Consider the following 17972-nt stretch of genomic DNA (forward strand, 5'->3'; position numbering starts at 1 on the left):
CTTTCAGGGAGTTGCCTTCGTATATAGCAGAAATAGAAGGGCATATACTAGCACATCTATGAGGTGATGAAGAGATGAACATAACCATAACAGGATTAAATGACCTGCATTTGTTAGCTGTATCGCAGGTAGCGCAGCTTCTGGATATCCAGCTGGATGATGTAGGCTTTCCTATGCATATAGAGCAAACGGGCACAGGAATTCATATCCGAAATGACGATAGTCAAGGGTGTATTACGTATGGAGAAGCACATCAATTGATCCGTGCGATTGGATTGTGGAGAGAGCGAATCAAGCAAGAAGTGGTCTTCGATATTCATGAACTCCCCGCCTATGATAGCTTGGGAGTTATGGTAGATTGCTCGCGGAATGCGGTGCTTCATGCCCAGGCTTATCAGGAGTTGGTTCGTCGATTGGCGTTGATGGGGTATTCAACAATTCAATTGTATACAGAAGATACTTATGAATTGAAGGATTACCCATACTTCGGTTATATGAGAGGTCGTTACACCGGGGAAGAACTTAGAGAGATGGATCGCTATGCGGCCATGTTCGGTATTGAGCTTGTACCTTGTATTCAGACCTTAGCCCATTTGGGTACTACACTGAGATGGCAAGAGCATGCACATCTAGTGGATTGCAATGATATTTTGTTGATCGATGACCCTCACACCTATGAATTAATTGAAGAGATGTTTGCTACCATGTCCGAGAATTTGACGAGCCGGAATATCAATATTGGGATGGATGAAGCTCATATGATGGGGCTAGGCAAATACCTAGACAAGCATGGTTATCAGGATCGGTCTAAGTTAATGCTGAGACACTTCGGGAAGGTTATGGAAATCGCTAGACGATATGGCTACAAGCCTATGATGTGGAGCGACATGTTCTTTAGGCTAGCAAGTTCGGGCGAGTATTACGATGCTGATAGTCAGATACGGACAGATATCGTAGAAATGATTCCGGAAGATATCAGCTTGGTCTATTGGGATTATTATTCGGAGGAACAAGCGAAATATGATGCCATGCTGAAGAAACATAAACAACTCAGCGACAAAATTGTTTTCGCGGGTGGGGCATGGAAGTGGATGGGCTTTACACCTAACAATCAATTTAGCCACCATATTGGTGTCATGGCACATAACAGTTGCGTAGAGAATGGAATTAAGGATGTACTGGTGACGGGGTGGGGAGATAATGGTGCGGAAAACTCGCTATTTGCAATTCTTCCATCACTACAACTTTGGGCGGAGCTCAGTTATACGAACCGGTCAGATGAAGAACACCTTAGTAAGCGGTTCATGACTTGTACCGGAGGTGTCTATGATGATTTTATGAATCTGGACATCGCGGGCCTGGTTCCAGACAACCCTGCTCCAGGAGGTTCTTCTGTTAATCCCCCTAAATATTTGCTATATCAGGATATTCTGTGTGGGAATATTCGATAAGCATGTTATACCTGAGATTTACGCGGAGCATTATCGGCAGGCTGCCCCAATGCTGAAGGAGGCGGGCGAGCGAAACCTTCAGTGGAAGATGGTCTTCGAGACGCAGTATGCGCTTTGCCTACTGCTAGAGTTGAAAGTTGATGCGGGGATTAACCTACGAAACGCTTATTTAAACGGAGATCGAACCACGTTGAAGAGGTATGCACATGAAATACTACCCGAGCTGAAAAGTCGAGCTGTACGGTTCATATCAGCGTACCGAGCCCAATGGATGAGTGAGAATAAAATTTTCGGATTAGACGTATTCGATCTTCGCATGGGCGGATTAATGCAACGGCTGGAGTCGACGAGCTGGAGGTTGGATATGTATCTGAACGGTGTGATTCCAAACTTGGAAGAATTAGAACAGGAGCGCTTATATTTTGATGGCCGTAAAGAAGATGGTACCACGGTGGCTATGAGCGCGAACTTATGGCATACAATTGCGACGACTTCGGTTATCGCAGGTGTATAAAAAGTTGGAACAGCCGCTAAGTAAAGGAGAGAATGATGATGCGAATTTTATATCTGGATCTGGATGCATTACGACCGGATCATCTGGGAGCTTATGGGTATCACCGGAACACATCTCCCAATATTGATTCTATTGCTGCAGAGGGAGTGAGATTCGATAACTGTTACACTTCTGACGCTCCATGTTTGCCTTCTAGAACAGCGGTAATGTCAGGTAGGTTTGGGATTCATACAGGTGTTAACGCCCACGGTGGAACGGCTGCCGACATGCGAAGAGAAGGTGTGAGTCGTGGATTTCACGATATCCTTGGACAGGAAAGTCTGCCGGCGTTTCTTAAAAAAGCAGGAATGCGAACGGTATCGATCAGTCCATTTGCGGAAAGACATGGGGCTTGGACCTTTAACGCTGGTTTTTCGGAAGTATACAACACAGGTAGATGTGGATTGGAGTCTGCGGAAGAGGTAACCCCTGTTGTGCTAGATTGGATTAGTAGAAATGCCAAACAAGACAACTGGTTCCTACATATCAATTATTGGGATCCGCATACACCCTATCGTGCTCCTGAAGAATTTGGTAATCCGTTTGAGAATGAGGCATTGCCATCCTGGCTGTCAGAGGAAGTCGTGAGCTCTCATCTAGAGAAGGATGGCCCCTGCAGCCTTGGCAATATTGATATGTTTGTTAGGCCAGGATATCCGAGACAGCCTGATAAGGTTCACGATATGGAAGGCGTTCACCGTATTATTGACGGCTATGATTGTGCAGTCCGCTACATGGACAGCCATATTGGGATGCTGTTTGATGCGCTCAGAAATGAAGGTGTAATGGATGATCTGGCCATCATTATTAGTGCAGATCATGGGGAGAATTTGGGGGAGCTTGGCATCTATTGCGAGCATGGTACGGCTGATCATGCAACCTGCCGCGTACCGATGATCATTAGGTGGCCAGGTTGCAAGCAGGGCCATGTGGATGAAGACTTACACTATCAACTGGATCTCGCTCCTACCCTTGCGGAATTAATGAGTAAGCCTGCTGCGGCCTCTTGGGACGGGTCCAGTCTTGCACCCGGTATCCTAAGGGGAGAAAATTGCCCTCAGCCTTATCTAGTTATTACGCAGTGTGCGCATGTCTGCCAACGAGGTATCCGTTTTGGAGATTATTTGTATATCCGGACGTACCATACAGGACATTTTGACATTCAGAATGAGATGTTGTTTAACCTGAAGCAGGACCCACATGAACAGAATAATCTTGCTGAAACGCATCCAGAACTATGCCGAGAGGCCGTTTATCTGTTAAATGAGTGGCATGATCAAATGATGAACACGATGCCATATACCGAGGATCCGCTTTGGGTAGTTATGAAAGAAGGGGGCCCTCTTCATGCAAGGGACTATTTGCAATGGAGAAGCCATGCACGATGAGTGCATGTGCACAGACCTCGTGGCCACAAAACCTGCATGTCATGTGGAAAACAGTCTCCGAGGATTGTAATCTAGCCTGCGATTATTGCTATTACAGCACAGCAGGAGGTCATCCTCATCAACCGATTCGAGTGATGGATACGGCCCTTCTGGAGCGGTTTATCTCTCAGTACATGGATAGGTCATCAGGTTTAGCTACTTTCTCTTGGCAGGGGGGCGAGCCTTTATTGGCGGGACTTCCGTATTTTGAGCAAGTGATTTCTGCGCAAGCAAGGTATGCACCACCACATACGACGATTAGTAATGCGTTACAAACTAATGGAACTCTTATTAATGAAAATTGGGCGCAATTTTTTAAACGGTATAACTTTCTGATCGGGATTAGTCTGGACGGTCCTAAGCCTATTCATGATGCACACCGGGTAACGGGGTCGGGGAAAGGCAGTTTTGATCTGGTCATGCGTGGGATTCGCCATTTACAGGATGCCGGTGTGGAGTATAACATTTTGTCGGTGATTCATGAAGATAACGTGACGAAGCCGGATGAGTTGATGGCATTTTACCAAGAACAACAATTTCCTTATATTCAGTTTATCCCTTGTATGGATTTTGTTTCGCAGAAGAGCGGTATGCCTGGACGATTCCGGATTACACCTGAACAGTACGGGCAATTTCTGTGTCGCACATTTGACTTGTGGTATAACGAAGGTTATCCTGAGCTGCCCATACGTATTTTTGAGAATATGCTGCTTGTATTTATGCATCGTCAGGCGGAGCTGTGCGTTCACAGCTCATGCTGTCCGAAGATGATGGTGCTTGAGACGAATGGCGATGCCTACCCTTGTGATTTCTTTATTGATGAAGAGCACAGGTTAGGGAATATCGGTCAAACGGACCTGGAGTCACTGCTTACAAGCCCTGTGTATGATGACTTTTTGCGGATGAAGCCACAAATGAATGAAGCCTGCCGGACTTGTGAATACCTTAGATTTTGCAACGGAGGGTGTCCCCGCAACCGGAATTGGTTAGATGTTAACGATCGTACCGAGGTGGATTATTTCTGCCAAAGCTACAAAATGTTCTATTCACATGCTTATAAACGGATGATTTCGCTCGCGAACCGGCTCAAAGCGGAGCAGATGCAGGAGTACAGAAGAATGGGTCATCCGCTTCCAGGTCGAAATGAATCATGCCTTTGCGGGAGCGGGAAAAAGTTCAAGAGCTGCTGCCAATCGTTGTAAGTGCATCTTTCAACCTAATCTTATGTCAATTGCAATGTTGGAGGAGAATATTATGCGGAAATTATCCATATCAGGTGATCACTTTCTATTGGATGGCCAGCCATTACAGCTACTTTCTGGTGCTCTTCATTATTTCCGGATCGTACCGGAATATTGGCGGGATCGTTTGCTAAAGCTGAAGGCTTGTGGAATGAACACCATTGAAACTTATATCCCTTGGAATTTACATGAACCGGAGGAAGGTCGCTTCTATTTCGAAGGCATTGCAAACATCGAGGCTTTTGTTCAGCTTGCCGGAGAACTTGGCTTGCATGTGATTTTGCGTCCAAGTCCTTTTATTTGTGCTGAATGGGAATTCGGCGGATTGCCTGCATGGCTGCTTGCGGATGATAACATGCAGTTGCGTTGTGAAGATAAGGCTTATTTATCCAAGCTGGATGCGTACTTCGACGAGCTACTTCCACGTTTGCAACCTTTGCTAAGCACCCATGGAGGACCCGTGCTTGCCCTTCAGGTAGAGAATGAATATGGAAGCTTTGGAAGTGACAAAGCTTATCTAAATTATCTGAAAGAAGGTATGATCGCCCGCGGCATGGATGTTTTGCTGTTCACCTCAGATGGAGCTGAAGATCATATGCTGCAAGGAGGTATGATCGACGGGGTATTCGCCACGGTAAATTTCGGTTCGCGGGCAAAGGAATCCTTCGCTAAACTGCGTGAATATCAGCCTACGGGGCCGCTAATGTGCATGGAATTTTGGAATGGATGGTTTGACCATTGGATGAAGCCGCATCACACCCGTCCCGAATTTGAAGTGGCGGAGACTTTGGACGAGATGCTGACTTTAGGGGCCTCCGTTAACTTCTATATGTTCCATGGAGGAACGAATTTTGGATTTATGAATGGTGCGAATCTTTTTGATAAATATGAACCTATCGTAACCAGCTACGATTATGATACGCTACTGGACGAGTCAGGTAAGCCGACGGCAAAATTCTACGCAGTTCGAAAAATTATCGAGAAATATGTAGAGTTACCACCGCTGGAATTGCCTCCATTCATTAAGTCAGGGGCTTACGGCAAATTGCAGATGACAGAATCAGCGCCCTTGTTCACCCAGTTAGACGCATTGTCTCATCCTGTACGTAAAGCATGTCCGGAGCCAATGGAAAAACTCGGTCAGTCTTATGGGTTCATCTTGTATTCGACGAAGATCACTGGACCACGCATCGGCATGGAGCTCGTTCTGCAAGAAGTACGCGACCGTGCGTTAGTCTTCGCCAATGGAACTTTTGCCGGTACTGTAGAACGCTGGGATCCGAGAGGAATTCCAATGGAGGTACCTGCCGAGGGATTACAAATCGACATTCTTGTAGAAAACATGGGACGCGTGAATTATGGCCCACAGCTTCGTGATCCGAAAGGCATAACGTGCGGCGTAAGGCTCGGCTATCAATTCTTACACGATTGGAACATTCGCTCTCTGCCGTTAACAGATCTTAATGGATTGTCATTCGCTCCAATGGATGGCGAAGAACGTCTTCAGCCAAGTTTCTATCGGGGGAGCTTTCAAGTCAGCGAGCTAACGGATACTTTCTTGAGACTGGACGGATGGAGTAAAGGACAAGTTTTTATTAACGGCTTTAATTTAGGTCGTTATTGGGAGAAGGGTCCGACAAAAACGCTGTACTTGCCGGCGCCGCTTCTCCGTCAAGGTGAAAACGAACTAATCCTGTTCGAATTACATGGTGTAATGGAGCCTGTCGTTACTTTTGTGGATAAACCGGATTTCGGATAAAGTAAATTATTTCAGTTTATCCCTTGTATGAATTTTGTCTCGCTTAAGTGCATCTTTCTTTTTAAGTAAACAAGGTTGTCCCAAAAATCATTATTGGGACAACCTTTTCGCTTGGTCGAAGTAACCGTTATCGGTTGGTATGAATCCTCAAAAAATGATGAGAGAGGATGAAAAATAATGAAAAAAAATAAAACCCACATTTGGCTCATTACGACAGACCAGATGCGTGCCGATGCTATTGGTACCGAGAATGAAACAGTTCGGACCCCCGTACTCGATAAGTTGGCCTCGGAAGGAACGGTAATGACGAATGCTTACTGTGCGAGTCCTGTATGCACACCGTCCCGAGCTTCCATTTTCACAGGCCGATACCCTCATGTGCATGGTGCTTGGAATATCGGTGTATCGCTTGATGAGGACGAGGTAACGCTTGGTGATTATTTGAAGCAGGAGAACTATCGGACAGTTGGTGTGGGGAAAATGCATTTTCGCCCGCAGTGCAAGACTGACTTTTCCACGGAGTCAGAGGATGTGGCCATTCGTGACCGCGGTAGGGAGAAGGACAACACTTATTATGGCTTGGATGAACATCACATTTCCGAGGATAACTTACTGGGTAAGTATCTAGACTGGCTTCGAGAACGTAATCCACGGGTAGCAGATCGTTTTGAACTAGATCATTATCGTTCGGAGGATGCCGAGCATGATGTTTGGGAGAGTGACATGCCGGAGGAGCTGCACCAGACGTATTGGACGGCAGAGAAGAGTATTGACACAATAATGGCGCATGATACGGAACAACCACTTTTCCTATGGACAAGCTTCGTAGATCCACATCATCCATTTAATCCGCCTAAAGCCTATGCCAAGCTATATGAAGATGCAGATATTGCGATTCCGCACTCTGATCCTGCTGAGTTAAGACTTCGGCCGGATCACCTACTTTATCAGGGCTTAAATGGTTATTGGCCAGGAGGAGGAGAGCCTCATCCGTATTCCGATGAGCATCTTGGTAGGGTAATCCGCAATTATTATGGGATGATTACGTTTATCGATGAGCAAATTGGACGTATCATGAAAGCCTGGCAGCAAAGAGACATGTATGATGATGTTCTGATCGTGTTTACGAGTGACCATGGAGAGTTGCTCGGCGATCACGGATTGATGTACAAAGGACCGTGGTTCTACGAAGGGTTGACACGTATTCCCATGATTATTCGGGGTCCTGGAATCGCACAGGGACAAAGAACCAACGCCATGATGGAACATGTCGATATCTTACCGACGCTGCTGGATGCCATAGGTTTGGAACGACCATATGGAGTGCAAGGATTATCGCAATTGGAAGTACTCACTGGAAAGAAGGAATATATAAGAGATTCTGCTATTACATCGTATGATGCACACGATCGTGGGATTCAAGCGAAATGCTTACGGACGAACCGTTACAAGCTGGTTGTGTTCGCTGGCGAGGAGTACGGTGAACTGTATGACCTACTGGAGGACCCGGACGAGCGCTGCAATTTGTTTTTTGATCATGTGTCACGTGAGGTAAAACTGAATTTGATGGAGATACTGATTCACCGGCTCATCCAAAATCAAGATCCACTCCCGGAACGTAAAACGAACTGGTAACGAAATGAGGCTGCAGCAATACAAAAAGGAACCCATACTTAAACTGTACCCCTTGTCAAGGACACTTAAAAAAGAAAGAGCTATTGATGTTTAAGAGGCTGACAAAAGATGATTCCTGTACTGTACAGGAGTCATCTTTTGTCTTCCCCACTGATATCTGTGATGGTTGTAATAACGAATATATCGATTCACTTGACGTTGAAGTTCAAGGAAGGAGGAGCAACTTCGATGATCCACATGGTCCTTCATGTGACCAAAAAAGGATTCTTGAGGAGCGTTATCCCAACAGTTTCCGCGTCTAGACATAGACTGTCCTAGACCATGATCTCTCAACAGTTTTTGGTAGACTGGGCTGGTATAGTGACTTCCTTGATCGGAGTGAATGAATGCATCCGTATGCAGTTTTACATTTCGTTGCTTTAAAAGACCATCTACCGTATCTGTGGCAATGTCGAGCGTGATCCGATCGGATAGGTTATAAGCTAACACCTCTCCTGTCGATGCATCTAGCAGGGTAGACAAATAGGCCATCTCAGAGCGGCCATAAGGAAGGTAAGTAATATCGGTGAGTAGAACCAGTCCAGGAATCTCTTTTCTGAAATCTCGTTGTAGGAGATTAGGCAGCGTCCGGTGTTCCTTCGTGGCTTTAGCAATGCGTTTATACGGGTTAGGCTTACGGTGAGGACATACCAAATTGAATTTTTTCATAAGTCTGCTAATTCGCTTCAAGCTATAAGTGACCTTAAAGTCTTGCTTTAAGACCATCTTAATCGAGCGTGCACCCTTTTTGAATCCACGACGGTTGAATGCTTTTTTTACGAGTTTTCCGGCTTCTTCATCACGTTTAGCACGTTCTAGACGTGCATTTGTGGATGCGAGATAGTTGTAGTACCCTGAACGAGAAACCTGAAGGAGCTCGCATAGATATCCCGTCAGTCTACTAAATCCCTTATCTACCGTGTTCTTGATGAGTTCAAACTTAACGCTTATGCTTCGCTTTATTCCGCTGAGTAACAGCCTCCTTTCGTTCTTGTCTAACTTTTTTAACAGTTCAATTTGAGACTCGAGCAGATTGATTCGTGCCTCTTGTTTCGCAATCACTTCTTCCGAGGTTAGTTCTCTTTGAAGAGGACGACCAGAAGCACCCTTTCGGTTATCTAATAACCCGATAATCCCATCCCGGCTATATGCCTTTTTCCATCGATCTGCACTCTGCTCCACGCGTGTCATACCAATGATATGGACAGGAAGACAATGGCACTCAAAGATCTCTCTTGGCAATTTACCTATCATAAGCTCTTCTATGAATAACCGCTTAAACTCGTCTGTAAAGGTAATTGATCTTTCACTAATTTTGCTTACATAGTTATTCTTAAGTAAAAGTATTTGATCTGCTTCACTAAAAAGTTTCTTACTCATGTCATCCCCCCATGCTTACTCTAGTATACAAAAGTACCCACAGCCTAGACACCTTTTTTTCAAAGTGTCCAGTCTATGGGTACCAGTTTATACTATGGGTTCCTTTTTGTATTGGATCAAGACCCAAGAGACAATCTCTTTCGTCCGTTCGTTTTTCAATCAGCAAACAGCGAAAATACTAGAGCTCCAAATATAATAGTCAATACTACAATAGCTATCAACGAGGCTATCTTTGTATAACGAATGGCTCCTTCAGTTAGTTCAGGTTCTTCTTTGTACATCCATCGTTTTCCCCATAATAAACTTTCCTCAGGACAAAAATAAGTCCAAATTAATACTCCAAATAAGGGAGTCATGAATACAAATACCATAAAAACCTCAAAAATCTTGATTACCATGATCTTACCCCCCAAATAGTTATATCACTTATATGCTAATGCTGAGTGTATACCCCTCACAAGGAATATGTTACCATATCCCCAAGTGGAACATGAGCCCATAATAGGTATTTTTGTATTTGCAAACGGTTACACAAAAGTGGCGATCCTCATTTCGCTTGGTGTAACTACAATCGAGGTGGAGTATGAAAAAGTGGCTGGGGAGATCCCTCAAGCATAAATTATCGCTATTAATCATTGTCGTTGCCCTTGTTCCTTTGCTGTTTCTCGGCATATTCTCTTATAACATTGCTGCGGGACTTACCGAGGAGAAAGCTAAGATATCGGGGATGAATACGCTCCGTCAGCTTGAAGCCTATTTGGATACGATGGTCAAGGACGTGGAGAACATGTCCTTATTTCTAATCGGACATAATGGCGTACAGGAGTATTTAAAATCGCCTGCAAATAATTATGTCCAGCAGACTACAATCATCAACTTTCTAACTAATCTAGCCTTTTCTAAAGACTATATTGCGAACATTATTATTGAACCCTTGGGAGAAAAAACACCTATTTCATTTAAATCCTTAGTAGGGTCCGATTTCACGGATGTTACCGAATCCTTTCCTAATTACTATGATCAGCAGCCTAATTGGTGGTCCTCTGTCCATCAACAATGGACCTTCGAAGGGGTTCGTAAGGTAATTACGCTTGCCAGACCCATACGTAGCACAGATAAATATAAATTGATCGGGAAGGAGCAAATCAATCTCGATCAAGCTGTGATCGCTGAGCAAATTACGCAAGCCGTGTTAGAGAAGAGCGGATTTGTGTTACTTCTTGATGAGCAGAATCGAATTCTCGCGGGTCCTACCGACTGGACGACAAATCTTCCACTCTCACACTATTACCCAGATATAGGGACATTTGATGGAGTAAGTGGGTTTCTGGACTACGGTGAAGGGGCAGACAAGAAAACCATTCTCTATAAAACAATGGATAGTGGAAATTGGAAATTGGTTGGGATCATTCCGTCGGAAGAATATCGTTCTCAAAACCGTTATTTCCTTACCCTGACAGCGGTGGCTGTCTCGGTTGCTATTCTTTTCGTCATTATTTTTGTTATTTTTCTCATTCAAAAAATAACGAACCCCCTATCTGCACTAACTAAGTTTCTCAAGAATACAAGTCCTGATGAGCCGATGCCGGCTATTCCTGTAAAGTCCATAGATGAAGTGGGCCAGCTTATTGTTAGCTACAACAAGTTAAGCTCTCGGATCGTCAAACTGACCGATGAAGTGAAATGGAATGAATCACTGAAGAAGGAAGCCGACATGCAGGCCCTACAAATCCAGATGAACCCTCATTTTCTGTATAATACTTTATCTTCTATTCATTGGTTAGCACTTATGAACCGTGATACGAAGATTGCTGAGATGGTAGGGTCGCTCAGTGATTTCCTAAGATTCAGTTTAAATAACGGCCAAGAATATTGCTCCATTGAACAGGAGATCATCCATGTCAAAAATTATGTGAGTATTCAATCTATTCGGTACCCTGATAAATTTGTATTTCAGGTAAACGTAGCTAGTAGCATACAGGAGAAATTCACATTGAAACTTCTGTTGCAACCGCTGGTCGAGAATGCGATGTTACATGGCATATTGAAACGGGAAGGAGAAGGTTCTATTACGATTTACGCTGAGTGCGATGAACAAGGGATTCATTTTACCGTAGCAGACGATGGGATTGGGATTGCACCCGAGCGATTGAACTGGCTACGTACCCAGTTGTCTGAGCATCCGGCTCCTCACGAGATGGGGCGCCCCACAAAAGGGGGATATGGATTGCGTAATGTTCATAATCGGCTTGTGCTGCATTATGGCAAGGACGCAGGTCTTATCGTCGAAAGTGCGGAGGGAGAGGGGACCCGAGTTATGTTTACCATCCCTAATACAGAGGACACAAAATCGGACAACAAATAAGGAATGTAGCGAAGGGGATGTGGAGTATGAAAGTACTGATTGTAGATGATGAAGTAATCATTCGTACGGGTCTAAGCACCGTAATCAATTGGGAGGATAGTGGGTTTACTGTACTGGAACCGGCTGCTTCAGCTGAAGAGGCTCTATTACGTATTCCTACTGAACGACCAGAAATTATTTTTACGGACATTCAGATGACGGGGAAAAGTGGGCTAGAGATGGCTCATGAAGTGAAGAAGGAATATCCAGACACGGAAATGATCATCATCTCAGGATATGATGAGTTTGCTTATGCTCAACAGGCCTTACGTGAGGGAGTCAGTGATTATCTGCTCAAAACCAGCCGCCCTGATGAGATTATTGGAGCTGCCCTTCGGGCAAAGGAACGACTCGAACAGCGAAGATATGAGGGAGAGCAAGGGAGAGCCAATGAAACCGTAGTGAATCGGAGTTTTCTAAGGAAAATGATTACTTCTTCTTCCCATCCAAATGAGCCAACCATAACCGAGTTATGGAATAGATATCCGAATTTACGAGTGATTAAAGGCAAACAGCTGCTACAGGCTTGGGTCATCTCTACACAGAATGAGGAACTAGGAGATACAGGCAAAGCTGAAGCACTCTATGGCACACTGGGTGAAATGTTAACAGAATTATTGCCATGCGAGTGGCTACCATGGAATGAGTCGTTGTTACTACTAGTGAGGGTGGACGCCGAAAATAATGGTTGGGACGCCGTAGAATGGGCAGTTCAAAAAGCGGGCCAAGTGCTAAATTGTCAGATTTTCGCTGCTTGTGGAAGGAGTATAGAAAGTGCACACCAGTTACGTGAAGCGGTGGACACAGCTGTACAGGCGAACTCCTACGCATGGTTGTTAAGTCATGAGAAGATTGTACGCTATGAAGAACTTGGTGAACGCAAAGGGCTCCGAGTGGTCTGTACGTTGGAAGAAGAAGTCACACTTTCCTCCTTATTGCGAGCAGGTAGTACGGATGGATTACAGGTGGAAATTAGGAATATCATAGAGCGGATTAAGCAGGATGGGCAGGCAACGCCAAGCTCTGTGCAGGCTTACCTGAACTCTTTGCTCATTGCGGGTCATCGCTGGCTGGAACGTGCAGCGTCTTCCATCGGGTATTCAAACTTGCTCACGAATGGGGAAGAAGTGGATAAGTTAGAACTGGCGAAAAGACCGGAGCAGACGTTGATGCACCATTTTGAATCGATGATGAAGCAATACGGCCTTATGGTTTCTGGTATAAGCCCGGTTCAACGAGCCGTTGCCTACATTCACGATCATTTGGATCAAAGCCTATCATTAAGCCAAGTGGCCAAGCATGTCCATATGAACCCGAACTATTTTAGCGAAGTATTCAAACGGGAGACCGGGCAGAACTATATTGAATTCGTTACACAGGCTAAAATGCGCAAAGCGATGTCTCTCTTAAGCGAGACACCGGCTAAAATCAGCGAAGTGGCCAATCAAATTGGATATGAAGATATCAAGCATTTTAATCGTTTGTTCAAAAAATTCACAGGTCAAACCCCCTCGGAGTATCGGGGCAAAAGCTGAAATTTGTCCCTCTATCAACTGAATTATAGCCCCTATGGATCCATTGCCCTCCTCTTTATACTTAAGGTATTCATTATCCCAGGGTGAATTACTTCTTGGTTCACTCTGTATAACTAAAGGGGGATTAACAATGAAATCAATACGCAAAATGAGTCTTATGCTACTGGTTATGGCCTTTATCCTTGCGGCTTGTGGAAGCAGCAGCGGCAGCAATAACAAGGCTGGAGAAGAAGTCACGAATAAAGATGAGAAAGTAAAGTTGTCCATTTGGCATAACTTTGCCGGAGACGACTTGCGTGCGAAAACAGTAAGAGGACTTATCGAGAAGTTCGCTCAAGATAATCCAAATATAGAGCTTGATGCACAGGCGATACCACCGGATGGCTACCGTCAACGCTTAAGCACAGTTGCAGCAGGTAACGAGTTGCCGGATTTATTTTTCGTCTACGCGGGCAGTCATTCCACTGAACTTTATAAGGCCGGATTATTGCAACCGATTACAGAAGTTGTAGATGCGAATCCAGAGTGGAAGGATAACTTTCTACCAGGTGCCTTTGATCCTTATACATTTGAGCCAGACAAGATTTACACAGCTCCTATAGGTATGTCAGCAACATCTATTCTTTACTACAACACGTCCTTGTTCGAGAAATACAGCGTTAAGGTTCCAACGACATGGGATGAATTGATGACTGCGGTTAAGGTTTTTAATGATAATAAAATTACACCGATTGCACTAGGGAACAAAGCACCATGGGTGGCGCAATCGACGATCATAGGCTCACTTGCTGACCGTGTCACGGGAACAGAATGGTTTAAGAGTGCATCTGCTCAAAAGGGAGCAAAATTCACGGATCCTGAGTTTATCGAAGCACTAGGTTACTTTAAACAACTTGTTGATAATAAGGCTTTCCAAGAGGGCGCCAACAGTATCGATAATACGCAAGCAGAGCAATATTTCATCCAAGGGAATGCAGCTATGATGGTCAGCGGCGCATGGACGCTTACGAATTTGGCAGCATCTGCTAGTGAAGAACAAATGAAAGTTGTAGATGTCACTGTGCTTCCGTCCATTCCAGGTGGTAAAGGGGATCCGAACACGATTTCCGGTGGTGCAGGTGGGGGTATGGCATTAAGCAAGCGTTCAGAAGGTGCAGTGAAAGAAGCAGCACTTAAGCTCATTTATGCAGTTAGTGGTCCAGAGGCTCAGAAAGCCATTGCTGAGAGTAATTCTATGGTCATGTACGATACAGAGATTGATCAAGCTAAGGTAAGTTCGCTCTACTATAAAGCGTTCAATTTAGTGAAGAAGACCAACATCACACCAGTCTATGATGCTTATCTATCTGCTGAAGCGGGCGAAGTGATCAACAACGGACTACAGGAAATTATGGTAGGCGGTACTCCAGAGAGCGTTGCGAAGAAACTTCAAGACGCACAGGCAAGATCAATTACCCCATAACGAGGTCAACCTGAGTAGACATAAGGAGGGAGACTTATCATGCCTACCGCTCTACGGAGTAAAGGATTTATTGCACTAGCCCTGCTTCCGGCGCTACTACTGTTTGTGGTCTTTGTCATCATTCCGATTTTTTGGTCCGCCTATTATGGAGTGTTTGAATGGAAAGGCATCGGAGCATCTAGATTTATTGGCTTTGGCAACTATAGTGAAATACTACAAGACCCTATTTTTTGGAGAGCGCTTAAGAATAACTTGATTCTGGTGATCTCAGCGATCTTGGGGCAAATCCCTATTGCGCTTCTGTTAGCTTTAGTGTTACTCAAGAATTCCTTTTTCTCTCGATTCATTCGTTCTGCGGTGTTCATGCCGATGGTGCTTTCAACCGTTGTTGTAGGGCTCATCTGGGGATATATCTACCATCCGCAGTTCGGATTGGTTAATACGGTCTTAGAGGCTATCGGCTTAGAGTCTTGGACTCGGGCGTGGCTCTCTGAACCTCATATCAACATACTTGCGATCACGATTCCGATTAACTGGAGTAATATCGGGCCCTATATGATCATCTTTATTGCAGCACTACAGAATATATCGCCTGAAATTGACGACGCAGCTAATATCGATGGAGCTCATGGGGGCAAGAAGCTGGTCTATGTAACACTACCCATGATCTGGAGTACGGTGATTGTAACCATGGTGCTCTGTATCTCGGGAAGTTTGAAGGCGTTCGATCATGTTATGGTGATGACGCACGGCGGACCGGCGCAATCAACTGAGCTATTAGCCACTTATATGTACAATAATACGTTTCGTGTTTACCGTTATGGATATGGATCTGCCGTGTCAACTATCATCATGATCATTAGCGCCTTACTGATCGGGATTAATTATCTCCTGACACGTAGGAAAGCGGAATAACGAGAAGGAGGAAGGAGTGTGGAACTCAGAACAACTCGGGCCACTGGAACCACAATGGATTCCCCTAATAGGAAACTTGTAAGAAGAGGACTTTCCGGTCTAGGAAAGCTGATTCTCATCGGATATGCTGTGTTTACACTTTATCCTTTATATTGGTTGTTTATTAGTGCATTTAAGACGAATGAGGATTTCTTCAAACGTCCCTACGCCTTGCCGCTGGTCTGGATGAAAGAGAATATCTTTCGAGCGTGGGAGCTCGGAGGCATGGGAAGGGCGATGCTGAATTCAACGTTCGTGACGTTATCTTCAGTCGTTCTCACACTTGCCTTTGGTCTTCTGGCAGGTTACGTATTGTCACGGTTTCAATTCAAATTTAAAAAGGTGGCCGTGGCCTTATTCATGGCAGGACTACTCATTCCGATTCATAGTACGCTGGTTCCATTATTTCTAATGATGAAACAGATGAACCTATTAAATACGTATGGAGCACTTATCCTACCGTATACGGCGTTTGAACTTCCAATCGCCATCTTCTTGGCTATGGGGTACATGGCCTCGATTCCGAAAGAGGTTGAGGAAGCGGCAATGATTGACGGGAACGGTTGGTGGGGAATCTTTGGACGGATTATCGTTCCACTCTGCACTCCAATCGTTGCTACCATTTCAATCTTAGCGTTTCTACGGTTCTGGAATGACTTTTCTTTCGCCCTTGTATTCATTAATTCACAGGAACTCAAGACGCTACCGCTGAGTTTAGCCCTATTCTCAGATGGTTTTGGAACGGATTATAGCTTGACGATGGGGGCAATGGCTATCGCCGTTATACCTACGATTCTTGTCTATTTGATTCTCCAAGATCAAATTATGAAGGGCATGGTGGCGGGCTCGATTAAGGGTTGAACTTAGGGGCAGCCAACTAGTAAGGAGAAATAAGTGCGTACGACTGCTGTTGTTGTCCTTTGACGGCAAAAGTCGCCTCAGAGTGAAGAACAGACCACCCCTTGGGATGGTCTGTTTTTGATTTTCGTTATGAATATTTTATAGTTCTTGTGCTGCGTCTATCATTTAACTTGTTTTTTCGTCTGAACCCTGTAATCGCTTGGAGTGAGGCCACAGCTCCGGCGGAAACTTTGTGAGAAGTAGCTTTGAGAGGAGAAACCAGTGGATTCCGCAACTTGTGAAATGGAAAGATCCGTGGTCTCTAGTAGCTCCTTGCTCGCACGAAGCCTGACTTCATTTAAATAATTGATGGGCGACATATCATAATATTTAGCGAAGGTATGTACCAGATAATACTTACTAAGATGTGCCTTTTCTGCGAGGGAGTCGAGTGAGATCTCCTCTGCATAGTTTGAGTCGATATACCGCTTGATCCGGCTGCATATCTTGTTAGCCCTTTGGGTAGCCACGACGGAGAATGGATGGCCAGAGCTACGCATCAAGCTAATAACTACAACCTCGAGTAAGTTTTGACAGATGGCCTCATAGTTTTCATCTTTATTTTCCGTTTCCCGTAGCAAGGCATTGAAATAGAACAACAGCTCATCCCGCTGATTCCGATAATTGATGATCTCATGATTACGGCTGCCACTTCGATCCCCAAAGTCAAAGCTCATCCCCTCAACCCCCAGCACAACATATTCCAGAGGATCACTGCTAATAGATACCTCGGTATGCTCCACATTCGGGTTCACGATGACAAGATCATCCTGCTTCACCGGAAAAATTTCATCCTCTACAATAAAATTCCCACGCCCGCTTCGGACATAAAACAACTCGGAAAAATTATGGGAATGACGTAAGCTGAACCAATCACCTTCATAAATGGACGAACTGACATAGAGCAATCTAGCGGGAATCTCTCCACGTCTCTCCCCTGGAAGCCAATAGCGTACATTTCCCAAATTCAGCCCGTCCTTTCCTAATCTATATAAGCTTAACCTACTATTTTCTCATTAATGTTTACATTTATTCAGCAGATGCGATTCATAAGGGATATACTATAGAATTATACTAAACTCCTGATTTGGACACAATCAAGTGAGTTTTAACATTCCATGTTAGCTAATTTATAAATTTATAATAAAAGCAAGATATATAAAATGAACGGCAACATGTCTGTTGAAATAAAATGACCAGATGGGATAAGGTAGAGGAGTAAGAAAGCTCTT

The 17972-nt window shown here is 44.6% G+C and carries 15 protein-coding genes; 12 read left to right on the plus strand and 3 right to left on the minus strand.

Translation table 11 applies throughout. The annotated features are described in order from the left end of the window. Nucleotides 1-74 precede the first annotated feature (74 nt). The 6 genes from NST85_RS01880 to NST85_RS01905 all read left to right on the plus strand — a co-directional run bounded on the left by NST85_RS01880 (nt 75) and on the right by NST85_RS01905 (nt 8066). On the plus strand, nt 75-1451 hold the full coding sequence (locus NST85_RS01880) for a beta-N-acetylhexosaminidase (protein WP_341188373.1): 1377 nt from the start codon (nt 75-77) through the stop codon (nt 1449-1451). Further along, entirely contained in the window at nt 1435-1965 is a 531-nt protein-coding gene (locus tag NST85_RS01885) for a hypothetical protein (protein ID WP_341188374.1), read from the plus strand. Before NST85_RS01880 ends, NST85_RS01885 begins: the two co-directional genes overlap by 17 nt. Before the next feature lie 38 nt (nt 1966-2003). Then, nucleotides 2004-3392: a sulfatase gene (locus NST85_RS01890; protein ID WP_127195054.1), complete on the plus strand. Its 1389-nt coding sequence runs from the start codon at nt 2004-2006 to the stop codon at nt 3390-3392. After that, nucleotides 3389-4633 (plus strand): anaerobic sulfatase maturase, encoded by a 1245-nt coding sequence (locus NST85_RS01895; RefSeq protein ID WP_341188376.1) that lies wholly within the window; start codon nt 3389-3391, stop codon nt 4631-4633. Before NST85_RS01890 ends, NST85_RS01895 begins: the two co-directional genes overlap by 4 nt. A 52-nt stretch (nt 4634-4685) precedes the next feature. Beyond that, nucleotides 4686-6431, plus strand: a complete 1746-nt coding sequence (locus tag NST85_RS01900) for a glycoside hydrolase family 35 protein (RefSeq protein ID WP_127195300.1) — start codon at nt 4686-4688, stop codon at nt 6429-6431. Nucleotides 6432-6608: 177 nt separating this feature from the next. Then, nucleotides 6609-8066 (plus strand): sulfatase family protein, encoded by a 1458-nt coding sequence (locus NST85_RS01905; RefSeq protein ID WP_127195299.1) that lies wholly within the window; start codon nt 6609-6611, stop codon nt 8064-8066. 90 nt (nt 8067-8156) lie between these two features. Here NST85_RS01905 and NST85_RS01910 read toward each other — a convergent pair whose 3' ends face one another. Together NST85_RS01910 and NST85_RS01915 are read right to left on the minus strand one after the other, a co-directional pair. After that, on the minus strand, nt 8157-9485 hold the full coding sequence (locus tag NST85_RS01910; RefSeq protein WP_341188377.1) for an IS3 family transposase: 1329 nt from the start codon (nt 9483-9485) through the stop codon (nt 8157-8159). A gap of 155 nt (nt 9486-9640) precedes the next feature. After that, nucleotides 9641-9883: a hypothetical protein gene (locus tag NST85_RS01915; protein ID WP_341188378.1), complete on the minus strand. Its 243-nt coding sequence runs from the start codon at nt 9881-9883 to the stop codon at nt 9641-9643. 67 nt (nt 9884-9950) lie between these two features. On the opposite strand from NST85_RS01915, the gene NST85_RS01920 reads away from it, so the two are divergent. The 6 genes from NST85_RS01920 to NST85_RS01945 all read left to right on the plus strand — a co-directional run bounded on the left by NST85_RS01920 (nt 9951) and on the right by NST85_RS01945 (nt 16701). Further along, complete coding sequence (locus NST85_RS01920) at nt 9951-10103, plus strand: hypothetical protein (protein WP_341188379.1); 153 nt, start codon at nt 9951-9953, stop codon at nt 10101-10103. Continuing rightward, nucleotides 10069-11850 (plus strand): cache domain-containing sensor histidine kinase, encoded by a 1782-nt coding sequence (locus tag NST85_RS01925; protein WP_341188380.1) that lies wholly within the window; start codon nt 10069-10071, stop codon nt 11848-11850. Before NST85_RS01920 ends, NST85_RS01925 begins: the two co-directional genes overlap by 35 nt. Nucleotides 11851-11876: 26 nt before the next feature. After that, on the plus strand, nt 11877-13424 hold the full coding sequence (locus NST85_RS01930) for a response regulator transcription factor (protein WP_341188381.1): 1548 nt from the start codon (nt 11877-11879) through the stop codon (nt 13422-13424). A 130-nt stretch (nt 13425-13554) separates the two neighbouring features. Next, a complete protein-coding gene (locus NST85_RS01935; RefSeq protein ID WP_341188382.1) occupies nt 13555-14886 on the plus strand; it encodes an extracellular solute-binding protein in 1332 nt (443 codons plus the stop codon). A 39-nt stretch (nt 14887-14925) separates the two neighbouring features. After that, a complete protein-coding gene (locus NST85_RS01940) occupies nt 14926-15801 on the plus strand; it encodes a carbohydrate ABC transporter permease (protein WP_127195159.1) in 876 nt (291 codons plus the stop codon). Between the two features lie 54 nt (nt 15802-15855). After that, complete coding sequence (locus NST85_RS01945) at nt 15856-16701, plus strand: carbohydrate ABC transporter permease (RefSeq protein ID WP_370877691.1); 846 nt, start codon at nt 15856-15858, stop codon at nt 16699-16701. 161 nt (nt 16702-16862) lie between these two features. On the opposite strand, the gene NST85_RS01950 is transcribed toward NST85_RS01945, so the two are convergent. Then, nucleotides 16863-17705: an AraC family transcriptional regulator gene (locus NST85_RS01950; RefSeq protein WP_127195157.1), complete on the minus strand. Its 843-nt coding sequence runs from the start codon at nt 17703-17705 to the stop codon at nt 16863-16865. Nucleotides 17706-17972: the final 267 nt, after the last annotated feature.

Source organism: Paenibacillus sp. FSL K6-2524, from assembly GCF_038005525.1.
In the GTDB taxonomy this organism is placed as follows: Bacteria; Bacillota; Bacilli; order Paenibacillales; family Paenibacillaceae; genus Fontibacillus; species Fontibacillus anaericanus.